Consider the following 13,995-nt stretch of genomic DNA (forward strand, 5'->3'; position numbering starts at 1 on the left):
TTGAGTCAGGCGGTTTTATATTTATACTCAACTAATATCTTGGTGTTACAATTCTTTTTGCACATCATTTCGTTTTAAAAAACTAGAAGATTATGAAAACACCTTTAATTACACGAGAAGGCTTGGAAAAGCTCAAAGCTGAACTGGATCATTTGTGGCGCGTGGAGCGCCCCGAAACCACCCAAAAAGTGTCTTGGGCAGCCAGCTTAGGTGACCGTTCCGAAAACGCCGATTATCAATACAACAAAAAGCGCCTGCGTGAAATAGATCGTCGCGTTCGTTATTTGCGCAAATGTATTGAGGATTTAAAGGTGGTTGATTATTCGCCCGTGCAAGAAGGTAAAGTATTCTTCGGTGCATGGGTTGAAATTGAAAATGATGAAGGTGAACAAAAGCGTTTTCGCATAGTAGGCTATGACGAAATTTTTGATACCAAAGATTATATTTCTATTGATTCCCCAATGGCCCGCGCGCTCATCAAAAAAGAAGTGGATGATGAGGCAATTGTTCGTACTGAGGCGGGTGAGTTTATGTGGTATATCACTAAAATCGAATACCAAAAATAAGATGTTAGAAATAGGAGCCTAATCGCTCCTATTTCTAATTCAGGTTGAAAACATCTTTATAAAATTCCAATTCTGCTTCTATCGCTCGTTGAATACTGTCCGCTTGCCTAAATCCATGGCCTTCTTCTGCAAAGGTGACATAAGCAGTTTTTATCCCTTTCTCGGTAAGTGCATTTACCATGGCTTCGGCTTGGCTGGGTGGCACCACCTTATCTTTTAAACCTTGCAGAAAGATAACCGGGCAATTTAATTGCTGAATATGGTTGATGGGCGAGCGAGCTTGGTAAATTGCTTTTTCGTCTGGGTAAGCCCCCACGACTGAATCCAAATAGCGTGCTTCAAATTTATGCGTATCGCGCGCGAGTGCTTCCAAATCTCCAATTCCGTATAAGCTGGCGCCAGCTTTGAAAATATTTGCAAAGGTGAGAGCGGCAAGTACGGTATAGCCACCGGCGCTGCTACCACGAATAGCGATTTTTTCCGAATTAACTAGGCCGCGCTCAACGAGATGTTGCGCTCCGCTGCATACATCAATTACGTCTGTAACGCCCCAATTGTTTTTTAAGCGGTCACGATATTTCCTGCCGTATCCGGTGCTGCCGCGATAGTTAACATCTAGCACAGCAAAGCCTCGGCTCGTCCAAAATTGAATTTTCATGTTGAGCGATGTTTCTGTTGCGCCGGTTGGCCCGCCGTGGCACATCACAACAAGTGGCGGCAGTTGCTTACGGTTATTTTTGATATTTCTATTTTTAGGGGCGTAATAAAAACCGTGAGCTAGCTCTCCATCGCTTGTTGCAAAGCTTATTGCTTCTGGTTGTGAAATATCTTCGTCGCTTAGTTGTGTGCTATGGGTGGGTAATAGGGGGGTTATGTTTCCGTTTTTAAAACTATAAATCGCACTGGTTTGCGTGGAACTTGCGGCGAGGAAAAACGCCTTTCCCTTACGGCAGCTTATGTTGGAGATATCTCTGAACGAGTGGTTTACGCGGCTTAAACTTTTTTTATTAATGTCGACAATGCCCAAATGCCACACGCCGTTTTGGCTAAAACAGCAGAATATTTCGTTCCCATTCAAAAAGCCGTAGGTGCTCATCCCAAAAACCCACTGCGGTGTCGCGAATTCGGCGGGCATGTCGCATACAATATTTATCTTGCCGTTTTTATAACTGTAGATGTTCCACCAATTATTGCGGTCCGATACAAAAAATAATTCGTCGCTAGGTGACCACTGCGGCTGAAAAATGGATTCGTCTTTGCCGCCAGCAATAAGTTTGGTTTCAAGGATCTCGCCACGGTTGTTGAGTGTTGCACAACAGCACTCGCCGCCGTCCCAAGGCATTTGCGGGTGGTTCCAACACAGGTAACTTAAACAATCACCGGTGGAATTCAGGCGCGGATTGCTATAAAAATCCGCTCCGCTTACAAGAACCTGCATCTGGCCATTTAAATCAATTGCTACAATTTCACTGCGTTCAAAAATGTGATGAGTGTGGTCTGCCTCGGTATGATCTTCACGCACGCAAATCAATCGAGCGCGTTTTTTATCCCAGCAAAAATCGGCGAAGCGATAATTGCCTTGTTGAGTAAGTGGTTTAAGTGTTTGGTTTGATCGGTCGATCACATAAATGTTTTGGTCGGCGTCTAACACGCAAAATATGTAATGGGTTGTAACTAAATAGCTAGCTCCGCCATATTCGTGGGCGCGAGTTCGCACGCTATGCGGTGCACTTAAGATATCTTGGCGGCCGCCATCTGTAAGTTGTACCAAGGCGCTCCGGCCTTTTTCGTTCGGGCGAGATTCAATCCAAAACAAATCCTCACCAAAGACTTGTAGCTCACCAATCTTGGCGCTTTGCTGAGTTAGCATTTCTGCAGTGATAGGTGAGGGCCAGTTTCCGTGGGTGTGTGTCATAGCATCAGGTTCTTAATTTTCGTTGGACGCATTGTGGCGGCTCTGAAAAAACTTTTACAGTTCTGCAGCAGTTTTTATTTGGTGGGATTTCCGCTTTAATGGCGCTCCCGTATCCATAACCCGTTTCAGCTCATATGACATTTTCTCCCGCCAGCTTTGCTTCGCAATTGCCGCACCTTGGCTCAGGTATCTGGTGGGTAGCTTTGTCTGGCGGATTGGATTCTTGTGTGTTGCTACATGCGCTAGTTTATTTGGATTTGCCAGTTCAAATCCGCGCCTTACATGTAAATCATCAAATTTCGCCTAATGCCAATGCGTGGCAGCAACACTGCACGGATCTTTGTGAGCGTTTGAATGTGCCGTTTACCGCCGAGCGCGTGCGTGTTGAGAATAGAGGGCGGGGGATTGAGGATGCGGCGCGCGAAGAGCGATACAGAGTGTTTGAACGGCATATTGGCGCAAATGACGCTCTCCTAACCGCACACCACGCCAACGACCAAGCCGAGACTCTCTTGTTGCGCCTGTTGCGTGGAACCGGCCCACGCGGCTTGGCCGCTATGGCGCAACAGCGACCTTTGGCCTCCGGCATACTGCATCGCCCATTGCTGGCGTTCAGCAGAGCTGACCTTGAAGTCTATGCGAAAGCGCAGGGGCTAAGCTGGGTGAATGACGAGAGTAATGCCAATGATGATTACGATCGCAATTATCTGCGCAACCAAGTGATGCCCTTGCTGAGCGAGCGCTGGCCGTCGTTCCCCCAGAAATGGCAACAAACGGCGGACTTGTGCGCTGAGTATGAGCTGTTGGTAGGCGAGTTGGCCGACGAGGATCTAAGTCGCGCAGGCATAACTCCTGAGTTGGTCGGCACCAGTTTGAGTCTTAAGTATTTGCGGGAAATCTCTTCGGTTCGCCGTAACAATTTAATTCGGGCGTGGCTTAGAAAAGACCAACTGAGCACTCCTGAGCAGCAACACCTTGATCAAATCCAGCGCCAGCTTATCGATGGTCGGCAAGATGCTGAGGCTCAAGTGGCTTGGGGAAACTTGTCCATGCGCGTATATCGGGAACGAATCTACGCGTTGCCGCTGGCGGATTTACCATCTGTTCCCGAATCGCCGCCTGCGTTGTCGTCGATTACAGAGTTACCCTCTGGTTTTTGTTTGAAGATGGAGCCGTACGACGAGTCAGAAACGCCTTTGCTAAAAGCGGATCTTCCCAATTTGCATTGCCGGTTTCGAATTGGCGGAGAGCGCTGTAAGCCGGTAGGGCGCGCTCATTCGCAAACCTTAAAGCGCTTATTACAGGAGTACGGCGTTGCGCCTTGGCTACGTGAAAGTCTGCCCCTGATTTACAGTGGCGACGATTTGGTTGCCGTGGCCGACCTGTGGGTGTGTGAGGGCTATCAAGCGGATTCGGCTGGCTATCGTCTGAAATACGAGCGAATCTCCAAATCTGCCCGCACCTGACACGACTTTTCGCCCCGAAAGGCAGCTTTTCGTTGAGCCATCATCCGCTTTCGGGTAGACTGGCGCCCCGTCCTGAAAGATAAACCTCACGCCCTGCAACAGGTGCATTTTTGATCGTTTATCTCCATCTGCTTCGCTTACAGCTCTTATTTAATTACTTGCAATTAGGTTTTCAATGACACGATATATATTCGTTACCGGCGGTGTTGTTTCTTCTTTGGGGAAAGGTATTGCGTCGGCGTCGCTTGCGGCCATCCTTGAAGCGCGTGGTCTAAAAGTGACCATTATGAAGCTCGACCCTTATATCAACGTAGACCCCGGTACCATGAGCCCCTTCCAACACGGTGAAGTTTTCGTTACTGAAGACGGCGCTGAGACAGATTTGGATTTGGGCCATTACGAGCGTTTCATTCGTACAAAGATGACTCGCCGCAACAATTTCACCACAGGTCGTGTTTATGAAACCGTGCTGCGCAAAGAGCGCCGCGGCGATTATCTCGGCGGCACTGTACAAGTTATTCCGCACATCACCGACGAAATTAAACGCCGCATTCTTGAGGGCGGCCGCGATATGGATGTGGCATTGGTCGAGATTGGCGGTACGGTAGGTGATATTGAATCCCAACCATTCCTTGAAGCTGTGCGCCAACTCAAAGTTGAAATGGGTTCACGCGCATTGCTGATGCATTTGACCTTGGTTCCTTACATCGCCACCGCAGGCGAAACCAAAACCAAGCCAACTCAGCATTCCGTAAAAGAATTGCGTTCTATTGGTTTGCAGCCCGATATTTTGCTCTGCCGCTCAGAGCGTATGGTTGACGATGATTCACGTCGTAAGATTGCACTTTTCACCAACGTTGCCGAACGTGCCGTGGTGCCGCTACCCGATGCAGATACTATCTACTCAATCCCGCGTTTGCTGAAATCTTTCGGTCTCGACCAAATTGTGGTTGAGCTTTTAGGCTTGCAATGCCCAGAAGCAGATTTGAGCGAATGGGATAAAGTGGTTGAAGGAAAATTAAACCCAACCAAAACCGTCACCATTTCCATGGTCGGTAAATACATGGAATTGTTGGATGCTTACAAATCATTGATTGAAGCATTAACACATGCTGGCATTCACACCAGTACCAAAGTGAATATTAATTACATCGACGCTGAGCGTGTTGAGAGCGAAGGCGTAGGCATTCTGAAAGATGCGGACGCGATTCTGGTTCCCGGTGGCTTCGGTGAGCGCGGTGTTGAAGGCAAATTAATGGCTGTTCAATACGCACGTGAAAATAAAGTGCCATACCTTGGTATTTGTTTAGGCATGCAATCTGTTGTGATTGAATTTGCGCGCAATGTCTTAGGTTTGAAAGGCGCTAACTCAACGGAATTTGACAAAAATTCTCCGCATCCTGTTATTGGTTTGATTACTGAATGGATCACTGCGGATGGCGAAATTGAAAAACGCGACGAGTCTTCTGACCTCGGCGGTACTATGCGTTTAGGTGCGCAAGAGTGTCGTTTGGTTTCTGGTTCAAAAGCGCGCGACATTTATGGTGATGATGTGATTGTTGAACGTCACCGTCACCGTTATGAAGTCAATAACAACTATGTTGATCAAATGCAAAAAGCCGGTTTAAAAATTGGCGGCTGGTCTGCTGATGATACCTTGGTTGAAATGGTTGAGCTGCAAGATCACCCATGGTTTGTGGCTTGCCAATTCCACCCGGAGTTCACGTCAACACCGCGTGATGGTCACCCGCTATTTACCAGCTTTGTAAACGCAGCCTTAGCCAATAAGAAATAATTCGTGGGCGCTCTATGCGCCCCTTTCATGTGCAAGTCCCGAAAGGAATTAACGTGTCTCAAGAAATTGTAAAAGTAGGCAATCTTCGCGTCGGAAATTCTCTGCCGTTTGTTTTATTCGGCGGTATGAACGTTCTTGAATCGCGTGATATGGCTATGCAAGTTGCAGAAGCCTATGTTCAGGTTACGCAAAAGCTTGGCATTCCCTATGTTTTTAAAGCATCTTTCGATAAAGCCAATCGTTCTTCTATTCATTCCTATCGTGGCCCCGGTATGGAAGAAGGCTTAAAGATTTTTCAGGAAATCAAGCAGACCTTTGGTGTTCCTGTAATTACCGATGTTCATGAAATTCATCAGTGCGCTCCGGTTGCAGAAGTTGCCGATGTTATTCAGCTGCCAGCTTTTCTTGCGCGTCAAACCGATTTGGTTGTCGCCATGGCAAAAACAGGCGCAGTTATTAATATTAAAAAGCCGCAATTCTTAAGCCCAGGCCAAATGAAAAATATCGTCGAAAAATTTGGCGAGTGCGGTAATGATCAAATTATTTTGTGCGATCGCGGCACAAACTTTGGTTACGACAATTTAGTCGTAGACATGCTTGGCTTCCGCACCATGCGTGAAGTGAGCGGTAACGCACCTGTTATTTTTGACGTAACACACTCATTGCAATGTCGCGATCCTATGGGCGCTGCGTCCAGCGGTCGTCGTCATCAAGTTGCAGAGCTGGCGCGCGCAGGCATGGCAGTTGGTTTAGCCGGCTTGTTTTTGGAGGCGCATCCCGATCCAAACAAAGCAAAATGCGATGGCCCCAGCGCACTGCCCTTAGATAAGTTAGAACCATTCTTGGCGCAAATGAAAGCTATTGATGATTTGGTAAAACGTTTTCCATTACTTGATATTCAATAAAACTGAAAATCAAATTCAGTAAATACACGAATTTTTATAACGCTCGATTTAAAACATTTGGAGTAAACACATGACTAAGATTGTTGATATTAAAGCCTTTGAGATTCTGGATAGCCGCGGCAATCCAACTGTTATGGCAGAAGTGATTCTGGACGATGGTTCTGTTGGTTCTGCTACTGCTCCGTCTGGTGCATCAACAGGTTCACGCGAAGCATTGGAACTGCGCGATGGCGATAAATCACGTTACTTGGGCAAGGGTGTTTTAAAAGCTGTTAACAACATCAACACCACTATCAAAAATTTGGTTGTTGGTATGGATGCTCTTGATCAACGCGCTGTAGATAACGCTATGATCAAAGCTGACGGTACAGATTTCAAAACCGTATTGGGCGCAAACGCAATCCTTGCTGTATCTTTGGCGAACGCTAAAGCTGCTGCAATTTCAAAGAAAGTTCCTTTGTACGCACACATTGCGGATATCAACGGCACTCCAGGCAAATACTCAATGCCAGTGCCAATGATGAACATTATCAACGGTGGTGAGCACGCTGATAACAACGTAGATATTCAAGAGTTCATGGTTCAGCCAGTAGGCGCAAAAACTTTCGCGGAAGCATTGCGTATGGGCGCTGAAATTTTCCACAACTTGAAAAAAATTCTGCACGATAAAGGTTTGAACACCGCAGTAGGTGACGAAGGTGGTTTCGCGCCTAACTTGCCATCTAACGAAGATGCTTTGAAAGTAATTGCAGAAGCCGTTGAGAAAGCAGGCTACAAGTTGGGTGACAACGTTACCTTGGCTTTGGATTGTGCTTCTTCCGAATTCTACAAAGACGGTAAATACGATTTGGCTGGCGAAGGTCGTGTATTCACCACTAACGAATTCTCTGATTACTTGGCTGACTTGGCTGCAAAATACCCAATCATTTCTATCGAAGACGGTAAAGACGAAAGCGATTGGGACGGTTGGGCAGATTTGACCAACAAAATTGGTCACAAAATCCAATTGGTGGGTGATGACTTGTTTGTAACCAACACCAAAATTTTGAAACAAGGTATTGAGAAGAAAATTGCAAACTCAATTCTGATCAAATTCAACCAAATCGGTTCTTTGTCAGAAACTCTGGATGCAATCAAGATGGCGCAAGATGCGGGTTACACTGCCGTTATCTCTCACCGTTCTGGCGAAACAGAAGACACCACTATTGCTGACTTGGCTGTTGCAACTGCTGCTGGTCAAATCAAAACCGGTTCTCTGTGCCGTTCAGATCGCGTATCTAAATACAACCGTTTGTTGCGCATTGAAGCTGAATTGGGCGCTGCCGCTCCTTACAAAGGTCGCGCAGAGTTCAAAGCTTAATTTAAAAAGGGCCGATTATGTCGGCCCTTTTTTCTGATTGGTTAATAACTTTTTAAACATGTTGGTCTAATAATAATTTTATGAAATGGCTTTTTGCAGTTTTGTTGATTTTACTGGCTGCACTCCAATACCGCCTTTGGTATGGAGAAGGTAGCCTTGCGCACGCTGCGCAGCTTGAGCGTGATATTAAACAACAACAAGCTGAAAATGACCGTATGCGCGAGCGCAACCGCATTTTGGATGTGGAAGTACAAGATCTTAAATCGGGTGCAGATAGTGTGGAAGAACGCGCCCGTAACGACATAGGTATGATTAAAAAAGATGAAACCTTTTTTATGATTCCTGCCAAGAAAAAAACTGAAAATTGATGCCTTCCTCTGATAATCCGCTTTACTGGTTTGTTATTCCCGCTGCCGGCATAGGCACGCGAATGAATGCGGGCAAACCAAAGCAATATTTAATTCTCGGTTCGCGAACCATACTCGAACATACTTTGTCTCGCATTTTGTCCTTACCGAACTTGGCTGGCGTGGTGGTCGCTCTGAGTCCAGAGGATACGCACTGGAAATCGCTCACTATTTTTAATAATCCTCTAATTCATGTTGCCACGGGTGGTGCCAGCCGGGCGGAATCCGTGCTGAACTCTTTGGATTATTTGTCGGGTCGAGCGAGTTCTAAAGATTGGGTTTTAGTGCACGACGCTGCACGTCCTTGCGTTACCTTGGCAAGCATTAAAAAGCTGTGTGAAGAACTTACAGATAGTCAAATCGGCGGCATCTTATCTGTGCCCGTTAGCGACACGATTAAGCGTGTGGCAGATTTGAATGAAATTCAAGCGACTGTAGATCGTAGTCCCTTGTGGCAAGCGCAAACGCCGCAAATGTTTCGTTACCAATTATTGCGTGATTGTTTAACGAGCGCGTTAACAAATAATCAAAATATTACAGATGAATCATCTGCTTTAGAATTGTGTGGCTACAAGCCTCTCGTCATAGAAGGTAGAAGTGACAATATCAAGGTTACGCGCCCGGACGATTTGGTATTGGCCGAATTCATTTTGCAACAACAAGAGAAAGAGTTATGAGAATTGGTCACGGTTACGACGTACATGCGTTCGGCGACGGCGATAAAATTGTAATCGGCGGTGCAGTCATTCCTCATTCGCGCGGCTTAATTGCTCATTCTGACGGAGATGTTTTATTGCACGCGCTTTGTGACGCGCTTTTGGGAGCTGCAGCTTTAGGTGATATTGGCAAACATTTCCCTGATACAGATATGCAATATCGCAATGCAGACAGCCGTTCTTTGCTTCGTATGGTTTACGCAAAAGTTAAAGCAAAAGGTTGGAAACTTGAAAACGCCGATATGACTATTGTTGCGCAAAAACCGCGAATGGCAAATTATATTTCGCACATGGTGGAAAATATTGCTGCTGACTTGGAGTCGCAGCATGATCAGATTAACGTAAAAGCAACTACTACAGAAAAGCTAGGCTTTACGGGGCGCGAAGAGGGCATTGCAGCATATGCAGTTGTTCTTTTAACAAAGATCTAATTTTTAGCTGATGAATAATATGCAGTTCTCTCTCGATTTCCCTTTTGCCTATGGTCAACCCGACGTTTCATCTATATTCCGTGCTGAACCTGAAGATTTCAAAGTCGATGAAAATTTAGGTTTTTTACCTCTTGGTGAAGGCGAGCACGTTTATTTGCACATTTGGAAACGAGGCGAAAATACCGCATGGGTCGCCGAGAAAATTGCTGAGCTCGCGCAGGTTCTGGTGATGGATATCGGCTATTGCGGTCGTAAAGATCGTCACGCGGTAACTACGCAATGGTTTAGCGTTTATTTACCTAAGAGAGAGATGGAACCGGATTGGTCGCTACTTAATTCGGATTCAATAAAAATACTATCGCGCAGCCGACATTCACATAAATTGCGCCGCGGAGATCACGAAACAAATAGTTTTGTTATTCGTCTACGTAATCCAAATGTTGTTAACAAATCAAGTTTTGAACAACGAGTTTCAAACGTTTTCGATCAAGGTGTTCCCAATTATTACGGTGAACAACGCTTCGGACATAACGGAAACAACTTGGTAGAAGCGCATGCGATTTTGGTTGAAGGTAAACGCATCCGAGATAAACAAAAGCGCGGCCTCATGTTATCGGCTGCCCGTTCTTACTTATTCAACCAAGTATTATCTGCTCGCGTTAGCGCAAATAACTGGCAGCAATTAATTGAGGGTGAACCTGAAGCCTATCCAACGGCACCTTTGTGGGGGCGTGGGCGTTTAACGTCAAGTGGCGAATGCTCGCGCTTGGAAATGCAAGTTCTTGATGCTTGGCCTGAATGGTGCAATGGTCTAGAGCACACAGGGCTGTCACAAGAACGCAGGGCTATTATTCTTAAACCTTCAGATGCTTCTTGGTGTTGGGTTGATCAAGATATAGAGTTGCGCTTTACGCTGGGAAGCGGCGAATTTGCTACAACTATTTTACGAGAATTAACGATTTTACAATCTTCGGTAAAAACAGAAGCAGCTGGCGTGTGATATAGTTGACGCATTAATAATCGCAGCAATTTTAATAAGTTCAAAAGGGGGAGGGCTAAGAATGAGTGACTTGATGTTGCAAGGTGTTGGTATGACTTCCGCCCGAACTCGCGATCGTTTAATTCAACGTTTGGTTGATCAAGGTGTCACCAACATGCGCGTACTGGATGTAATGCGCAACACACCACGTCACATCTTTCTTGATGAAGCCTTGGCTCATCGTGCCTATGAAGATACAGCCTTGCCTATCGGTCATGGTCAAACACTTTCGCAGCCGTACACCGTTGCTCGCATGACAGAGATATTGTTGGGTGCTGCAGGTAAGTTGGACAAAGTTTTGGAAGTGGGAACCGGTTCTGGCTATCAGACTACGGTTTTGGCCCAATTAGTACCTCAAGTTTATAGCGTTGAACGAATCAAACCACTTCAGGATAAGGCGCGCGACCGTTTGCGTCAGCTGGGTTTACGCAATGTGAGCTTACGTCATGCAGACGGTGGTTTTGGCTGGCCGGAAATGGGGCCTTACGATGGCATTCTCAGTACAGCCGCTCCACACGCTGTTCCTCAAGAGTTGTTGAAACAGCTTGCCCCATCTGGAGTGCTGGTCATCCCTATCGGGGGGAGGGAGCAGCATCTTCATCTCATTATGCGGGATGGTGATACTGATAACTTCGTCACCCGTGTCATCGAACCGGTAAAGTTTGTCCCTCTCGTTTCGGGCACTTTCCGCTAGAAAATCCTGACTAAAAATACTTCAAATTTCGGCAGGTATGATTGCTGTGTTCAGTACGAGTCACTAGCTCAACTTGTGCACAAACATTTACAAATCGTTCAAAAAACTCAAGTCTGGCGATAAAATAATCAGTGTTGGTGCATATTTATATAAAAATTTTAGATAATTTTAAAATAAATTTGGAATATTAAGCACTAAAGGGTATAAGAAAGATTAAAAATCAGCCAATTTATTGTTCCCATATTATGTGTAATAAACGCCTGAAAAGTTCAACTCTAACTTTAACAGTGTTCATTTTAATGATCACTTTTCTGGCAATTTCTTCGTGTTCATCTTATAGATCTCCGAGTGTTGACGAAAGTTCTACCCAGCCTTATCCCGGTAAAACCCACAAAGTAATTAAAGGTGAAACTTTGTTTTCGATTTCATGGCGTTATGGGATTGATCTCAAAAGGCTAGCCGAAATAAACAGTATAAGGTCACCCTACACGATTTACCCTGGTCAGATTTTGCGGCTCGATGCCCGGACATCCAGTGCGCGTATAGCGGGGGTCCCGTCATCTGGGATGAAAAAGAGCCAATCGGTATTTCGTTCAAAAAAAGAAACGGAAAATCTCGCGGGGAGTTATAAAAATGATAAGCCACGTAGCTCAGTTGTGTGGCAATGGCCTTCCTCTGGCAAGTTGCTTGCACAATTTCAGGGCGAGACGGGTCAAAACAAGGGTATTGATCTTGGCGGTAAATTGGGAGAGCCTGTGCTGGCAGCCGCATCCGGGAGGGTTGTTTACGCGGGTAGTGGGCTGAGTGGGTACGGCAATTTATTGATCATAAAACATAATGAAACTTTCTTAAGCGCTTACGCGCACAACGAAGAAATTTCCGTTAAAGAAGGCGATTTTGTTAAAGCTGGGCAAAAAGTTGCCGATATGGGTTCAAGCGGTACTGATAGAGTTAAGCTTCACTTTGAGATTCGTAGCGACGGTAGTCCAGTGGACCCACTGAGATACCTACCCAAGCGCCAATAGAGTTCACACATTCGATAAGCAAAGATAAGAGGGGTCTGTGAAGCGACTCGTTAACCTGATCCAGAATAAAGAAGTAGGCTGAAGGGACTGGTATAGCTTGGGTGAGCTAAGACGTACTTAGCTAAATTTTACGATTTAAGGGGCTGAAAAATGACTTTGCAACATAAAGAATCAAGCGTATTTGACCGCGACGACGTGTTCATGGCGCAGGAAATTGATTTTGATGAAAGTGATATCTTATTGGCTGAAGAAGAGGAAGTACCTAAAGCCACACGTTCAGCAGGAATTAGTGATCGAATTGTAGATGACAAGTTTAACAAGACCCTCGATGCAACTCAGATTTACCTCAACGAAATTGGATTCTCCCCGTTATTAAGTGCTGAAGAAGAAGTTTTCTTTGCCCGCAAAGCCCTCAAGGGTGACGAAGCTGCTCGCAAGCGCATGATCGAAAGTAACCTCCGTTTGGTTGTAAAAATTTCCCGCCGTTATGTAAACCGCGGTTTGGCGCTTCTTGATTTGATTGAGGAAGGCAACTTGGGTTTGATTCGCGCTGTAGAAAAATTTGATCCTGAGCGCGGTTTCCGTTTTTCAACTTATGCGACTTGGTGGATTCGTCAAACCATTGAGCGCGCCATCATGAACCAAACGCGCACGATTCGTTTGCCAATTCATGTTGTAAAAGAGTTAAACATTTACTTGCGTGCAGCACGCGAGTTGTCTCAAAAGCTCGATCACGAGCCGTCCCCTGAAGAAATCGCTCAGTTGTTAGAAAAGCCCGTTGCTGATGTTGAGCGCATGCTGAGCTTGAATGAGCGTGTAACTTCAATTGATACACCGATTGGCCCATCTTCCGACCGTACTATTGTTGATACCATCGCTGATACTCATGTGTCTGACCCTGCGACAATTTTGCAGGATCGCGATCTCACTATGAGCTTGGATTCATGGTTGGATGAATTAACCGAAAAGCAACGCGAAGTTCTCTCTCGTCGTTTCGGTTTGCGCGGTCACGAAGTGAGTACTTTGGAAGAGGTTGGTCACGAAATCGGTTTAACCCGTGAACGTGTTCGTCAAATCCAAGTAGAAGCATTAAAGCGTCTGCGCGATATTATGGAGAAACAAGGTCTGGATAGCGCAGCTTTGTTCAGCGCCTAATTCTTTCCTCGTTTGATTGTTTAAACAAAAGCAGCTTCGGCTGCTTTTGTTGTTTTTGCGATGCGTGAAAAATTGAGGCGTAAAAAAACCGCGACTAACGCGGTTCTTTTTATCGAATTTGGCGATTAACGTTCTAAATACTGAAGCTTTCCTGGAACACCGTCCCATTGGGCAGCATCAGCCGGAGCGTCTTTGATTTCAGTGATATTTGGCCAAATCTCAGCGAGCTCGGCGTTGAGTTGCAAGAAGCCGGCTTGATCTTCTGGCAGCTCATCTTCAGAGAAGATTGCACCAACGGGGCATTCTGGCTCGCACAATGCGCAATCAATACATTCGTCTGGGTGAATCACCAAAAAATTGGGGCCTTCGTAGAAACAATCCACCGGGCAGACTTCCACACAATCTGTGTGCTTACATTTAATGCAGTTTTCCCCAACAACAAAAGTCATAGTTGACTCCCCCACGACAAAAAATAAGTTACAACATTGAGAAGCGCGCATTCTAAACAGCCTAAGCTCGTT

At 45.8% G+C, this 13,995-nt stretch carries 14 protein-coding genes; 12 read left to right on the forward strand and 2 right to left on the reverse strand.

The features are described 5' to 3' along the window. Nucleotides 1-92 precede the first annotated feature (92 nt). Complete coding sequence (gene greB / locus U1F02_RS08320; protein ID WP_409989904.1) at nt 93-566, forward strand: transcription elongation factor GreB; 474 nt, start codon at nt 93-95, stop codon at nt 564-566. 34 nt (nt 567-600) lie between these two features. Here greB and U1F02_RS08325 read toward each other — a convergent pair whose 3' ends face one another. Then, a complete protein-coding gene (locus U1F02_RS08325) occupies nt 601-2,481 on the reverse strand; it encodes a prolyl oligopeptidase family serine peptidase (RefSeq protein ID WP_409989905.1) in 1,881 nt (626 codons plus the stop codon). A 134-nt stretch (nt 2,482-2,615) separates the two neighbouring features. Between U1F02_RS08325 and tilS the strand changes: the two genes are divergently transcribed. From tilS to rpoS, 11 genes are all read left to right on the forward strand, one after another. Further along, a complete protein-coding gene (gene tilS / locus U1F02_RS08330) occupies nt 2,616-3,947 on the forward strand; it encodes a tRNA lysidine(34) synthetase TilS (RefSeq protein WP_409989906.1) in 1,332 nt (443 codons plus the stop codon). A gap of 175 nt (nt 3,948-4,122) precedes the next feature. Further along, a complete protein-coding gene (locus U1F02_RS08335; RefSeq protein ID WP_409989907.1) occupies nt 4,123-5,742 on the forward strand; it encodes a CTP synthase in 1,620 nt (539 codons plus the stop codon). A 14-nt stretch (nt 5,743-5,756) separates the two neighbouring features. Next, the gene (kdsA, locus tag U1F02_RS08340) at nt 5,757-6,647 is read left to right on the forward strand and encodes a 3-deoxy-8-phosphooctulonate synthase (RefSeq protein WP_409989908.1); all 891 of its coding nucleotides are present in this window, start codon (nt 5,757-5,759) and stop codon (nt 6,645-6,647) included. A 70-nt stretch (nt 6,648-6,717) separates the two neighbouring features. After that, a complete protein-coding gene (gene eno, locus U1F02_RS08345; protein WP_409989909.1) occupies nt 6,718-8,007 on the forward strand; it encodes a phosphopyruvate hydratase in 1,290 nt (429 codons plus the stop codon). An 80-nt stretch (nt 8,008-8,087) separates the two neighbouring features. Continuing rightward, nucleotides 8,088-8,375, forward strand: coding sequence for a cell division protein FtsB (ftsB, locus tag U1F02_RS08350; protein WP_409989910.1), 288 nt, complete (start codon nt 8,088-8,090; stop codon nt 8,373-8,375). Next, the gene (ispD, locus tag U1F02_RS08355) at nt 8,375-9,091 is read left to right on the forward strand and encodes a 2-C-methyl-D-erythritol 4-phosphate cytidylyltransferase (RefSeq protein WP_409989911.1); all 717 of its coding nucleotides are present in this window, start codon (nt 8,375-8,377) and stop codon (nt 9,089-9,091) included. Before ftsB ends, ispD begins: the two co-directional genes overlap by 1 nt. Beyond that, nucleotides 9,088-9,561: a 2-C-methyl-D-erythritol 2,4-cyclodiphosphate synthase gene (gene ispF, locus U1F02_RS08360; protein ID WP_409989912.1), complete on the forward strand. Its 474-nt coding sequence runs from the start codon at nt 9,088-9,090 to the stop codon at nt 9,559-9,561. Before ispD ends, ispF begins: the two co-directional genes overlap by 4 nt. 19 nt (nt 9,562-9,580) lie before the next feature. Further along, the gene (gene truD / locus U1F02_RS08365; RefSeq protein ID WP_409989913.1) at nt 9,581-10,561 is read left to right on the forward strand and encodes a tRNA pseudouridine(13) synthase TruD; all 981 of its coding nucleotides are present in this window, start codon (nt 9,581-9,583) and stop codon (nt 10,559-10,561) included. A gap of 61 nt (nt 10,562-10,622) precedes the next feature. Continuing rightward, nucleotides 10,623-11,294 carry a protein-L-isoaspartate(D-aspartate) O-methyltransferase gene (locus tag U1F02_RS08370; RefSeq protein ID WP_409989914.1) on the forward strand — a complete coding sequence of 224 codons (672 nt, stop codon included), beginning with the start codon at nt 10,623-10,625 and terminating at the stop codon, nt 11,292-11,294. Between the two features lie 566 nt (nt 11,295-11,860). Next, entirely contained in the window at nt 11,861-12,319 is a 459-nt protein-coding gene (locus U1F02_RS08375) for a peptidoglycan DD-metalloendopeptidase family protein (RefSeq protein ID WP_409989915.1), read from the forward strand. A 150-nt stretch (nt 12,320-12,469) separates the two neighbouring features. Continuing rightward, the gene (rpoS, locus tag U1F02_RS08380) at nt 12,470-13,474 is read left to right on the forward strand and encodes an RNA polymerase sigma factor RpoS (protein ID WP_409989916.1); all 1,005 of its coding nucleotides are present in this window, start codon (nt 12,470-12,472) and stop codon (nt 13,472-13,474) included. Between the two features lie 125 nt (nt 13,475-13,599). Here the strand turns inward: rpoS and fdxA are convergent, their stop codons facing one another. Beyond that, nucleotides 13,600-13,923, reverse strand: coding sequence for a ferredoxin FdxA (gene fdxA / locus U1F02_RS08385; protein ID WP_409989917.1), 324 nt, complete (start codon nt 13,921-13,923; stop codon nt 13,600-13,602). Between the last annotated feature and the right edge of the window lie 72 nt (nt 13,924-13,995).

Source organism: Cellvibrio sp. (genome assembly GCF_046347455.1).
In the GTDB taxonomy this organism is placed as follows: Bacteria; Pseudomonadota; Gammaproteobacteria; order Pseudomonadales; family Cellvibrionaceae; genus Cellvibrio.

Excerpts from the sequence above, each read along its gene's own strand:
- greB (WP_409989904.1), top strand. The coding sequence starts at position 93 with ATGAAAACACCTTTAATTACACGAGAAGGCTTGGAAAAGCTCAAAGCT.
- U1F02_RS08325 (WP_409989905.1), bottom strand. The coding sequence starts at position 2,481 with ATGACACACACCCACGGAAACTGGCCCTCACCTATCACTGCAGAAATG.
- tilS (WP_409989906.1), top strand. The coding sequence starts at position 2,616 with ATGACATTTTCTCCCGCCAGCTTTGCTTCGCAATTGCCGCACCTTGGC.
- U1F02_RS08335 (WP_409989907.1), top strand. The coding sequence starts at position 4,123 with ATGACACGATATATATTCGTTACCGGCGGTGTTGTTTCTTCTTTGGGG.
- kdsA (WP_409989908.1), top strand. The coding sequence starts at position 5,757 with ATGCGCCCCTTTCATGTGCAAGTCCCGAAAGGAATTAACGTGTCTCAA.
- eno (WP_409989909.1), top strand. The coding sequence starts at position 6,718 with ATGACTAAGATTGTTGATATTAAAGCCTTTGAGATTCTGGATAGCCGC.
- ftsB (WP_409989910.1), top strand. The coding sequence starts at position 8,088 with ATGAAATGGCTTTTTGCAGTTTTGTTGATTTTACTGGCTGCACTCCAA.
- ispD (WP_409989911.1), top strand. The coding sequence starts at position 8,375 with ATGCCTTCCTCTGATAATCCGCTTTACTGGTTTGTTATTCCCGCTGCC.
- ispF (WP_409989912.1), top strand. The coding sequence starts at position 9,088 with ATGAGAATTGGTCACGGTTACGACGTACATGCGTTCGGCGACGGCGAT.
- truD (WP_409989913.1), top strand. The coding sequence starts at position 9,581 with ATGCAGTTCTCTCTCGATTTCCCTTTTGCCTATGGTCAACCCGACGTT.
- U1F02_RS08370 (WP_409989914.1), top strand. The coding sequence starts at position 10,623 with ATGAGTGACTTGATGTTGCAAGGTGTTGGTATGACTTCCGCCCGAACT.
- U1F02_RS08375 (WP_409989915.1), top strand. The coding sequence starts at position 11,861 with ATGAAAAAGAGCCAATCGGTATTTCGTTCAAAAAAAGAAACGGAAAAT.
- rpoS (WP_409989916.1), top strand. The coding sequence starts at position 12,470 with ATGACTTTGCAACATAAAGAATCAAGCGTATTTGACCGCGACGACGTG.
- fdxA (WP_409989917.1), bottom strand. The coding sequence starts at position 13,923 with ATGACTTTTGTTGTTGGGGAAAACTGCATTAAATGTAAGCACACAGAT.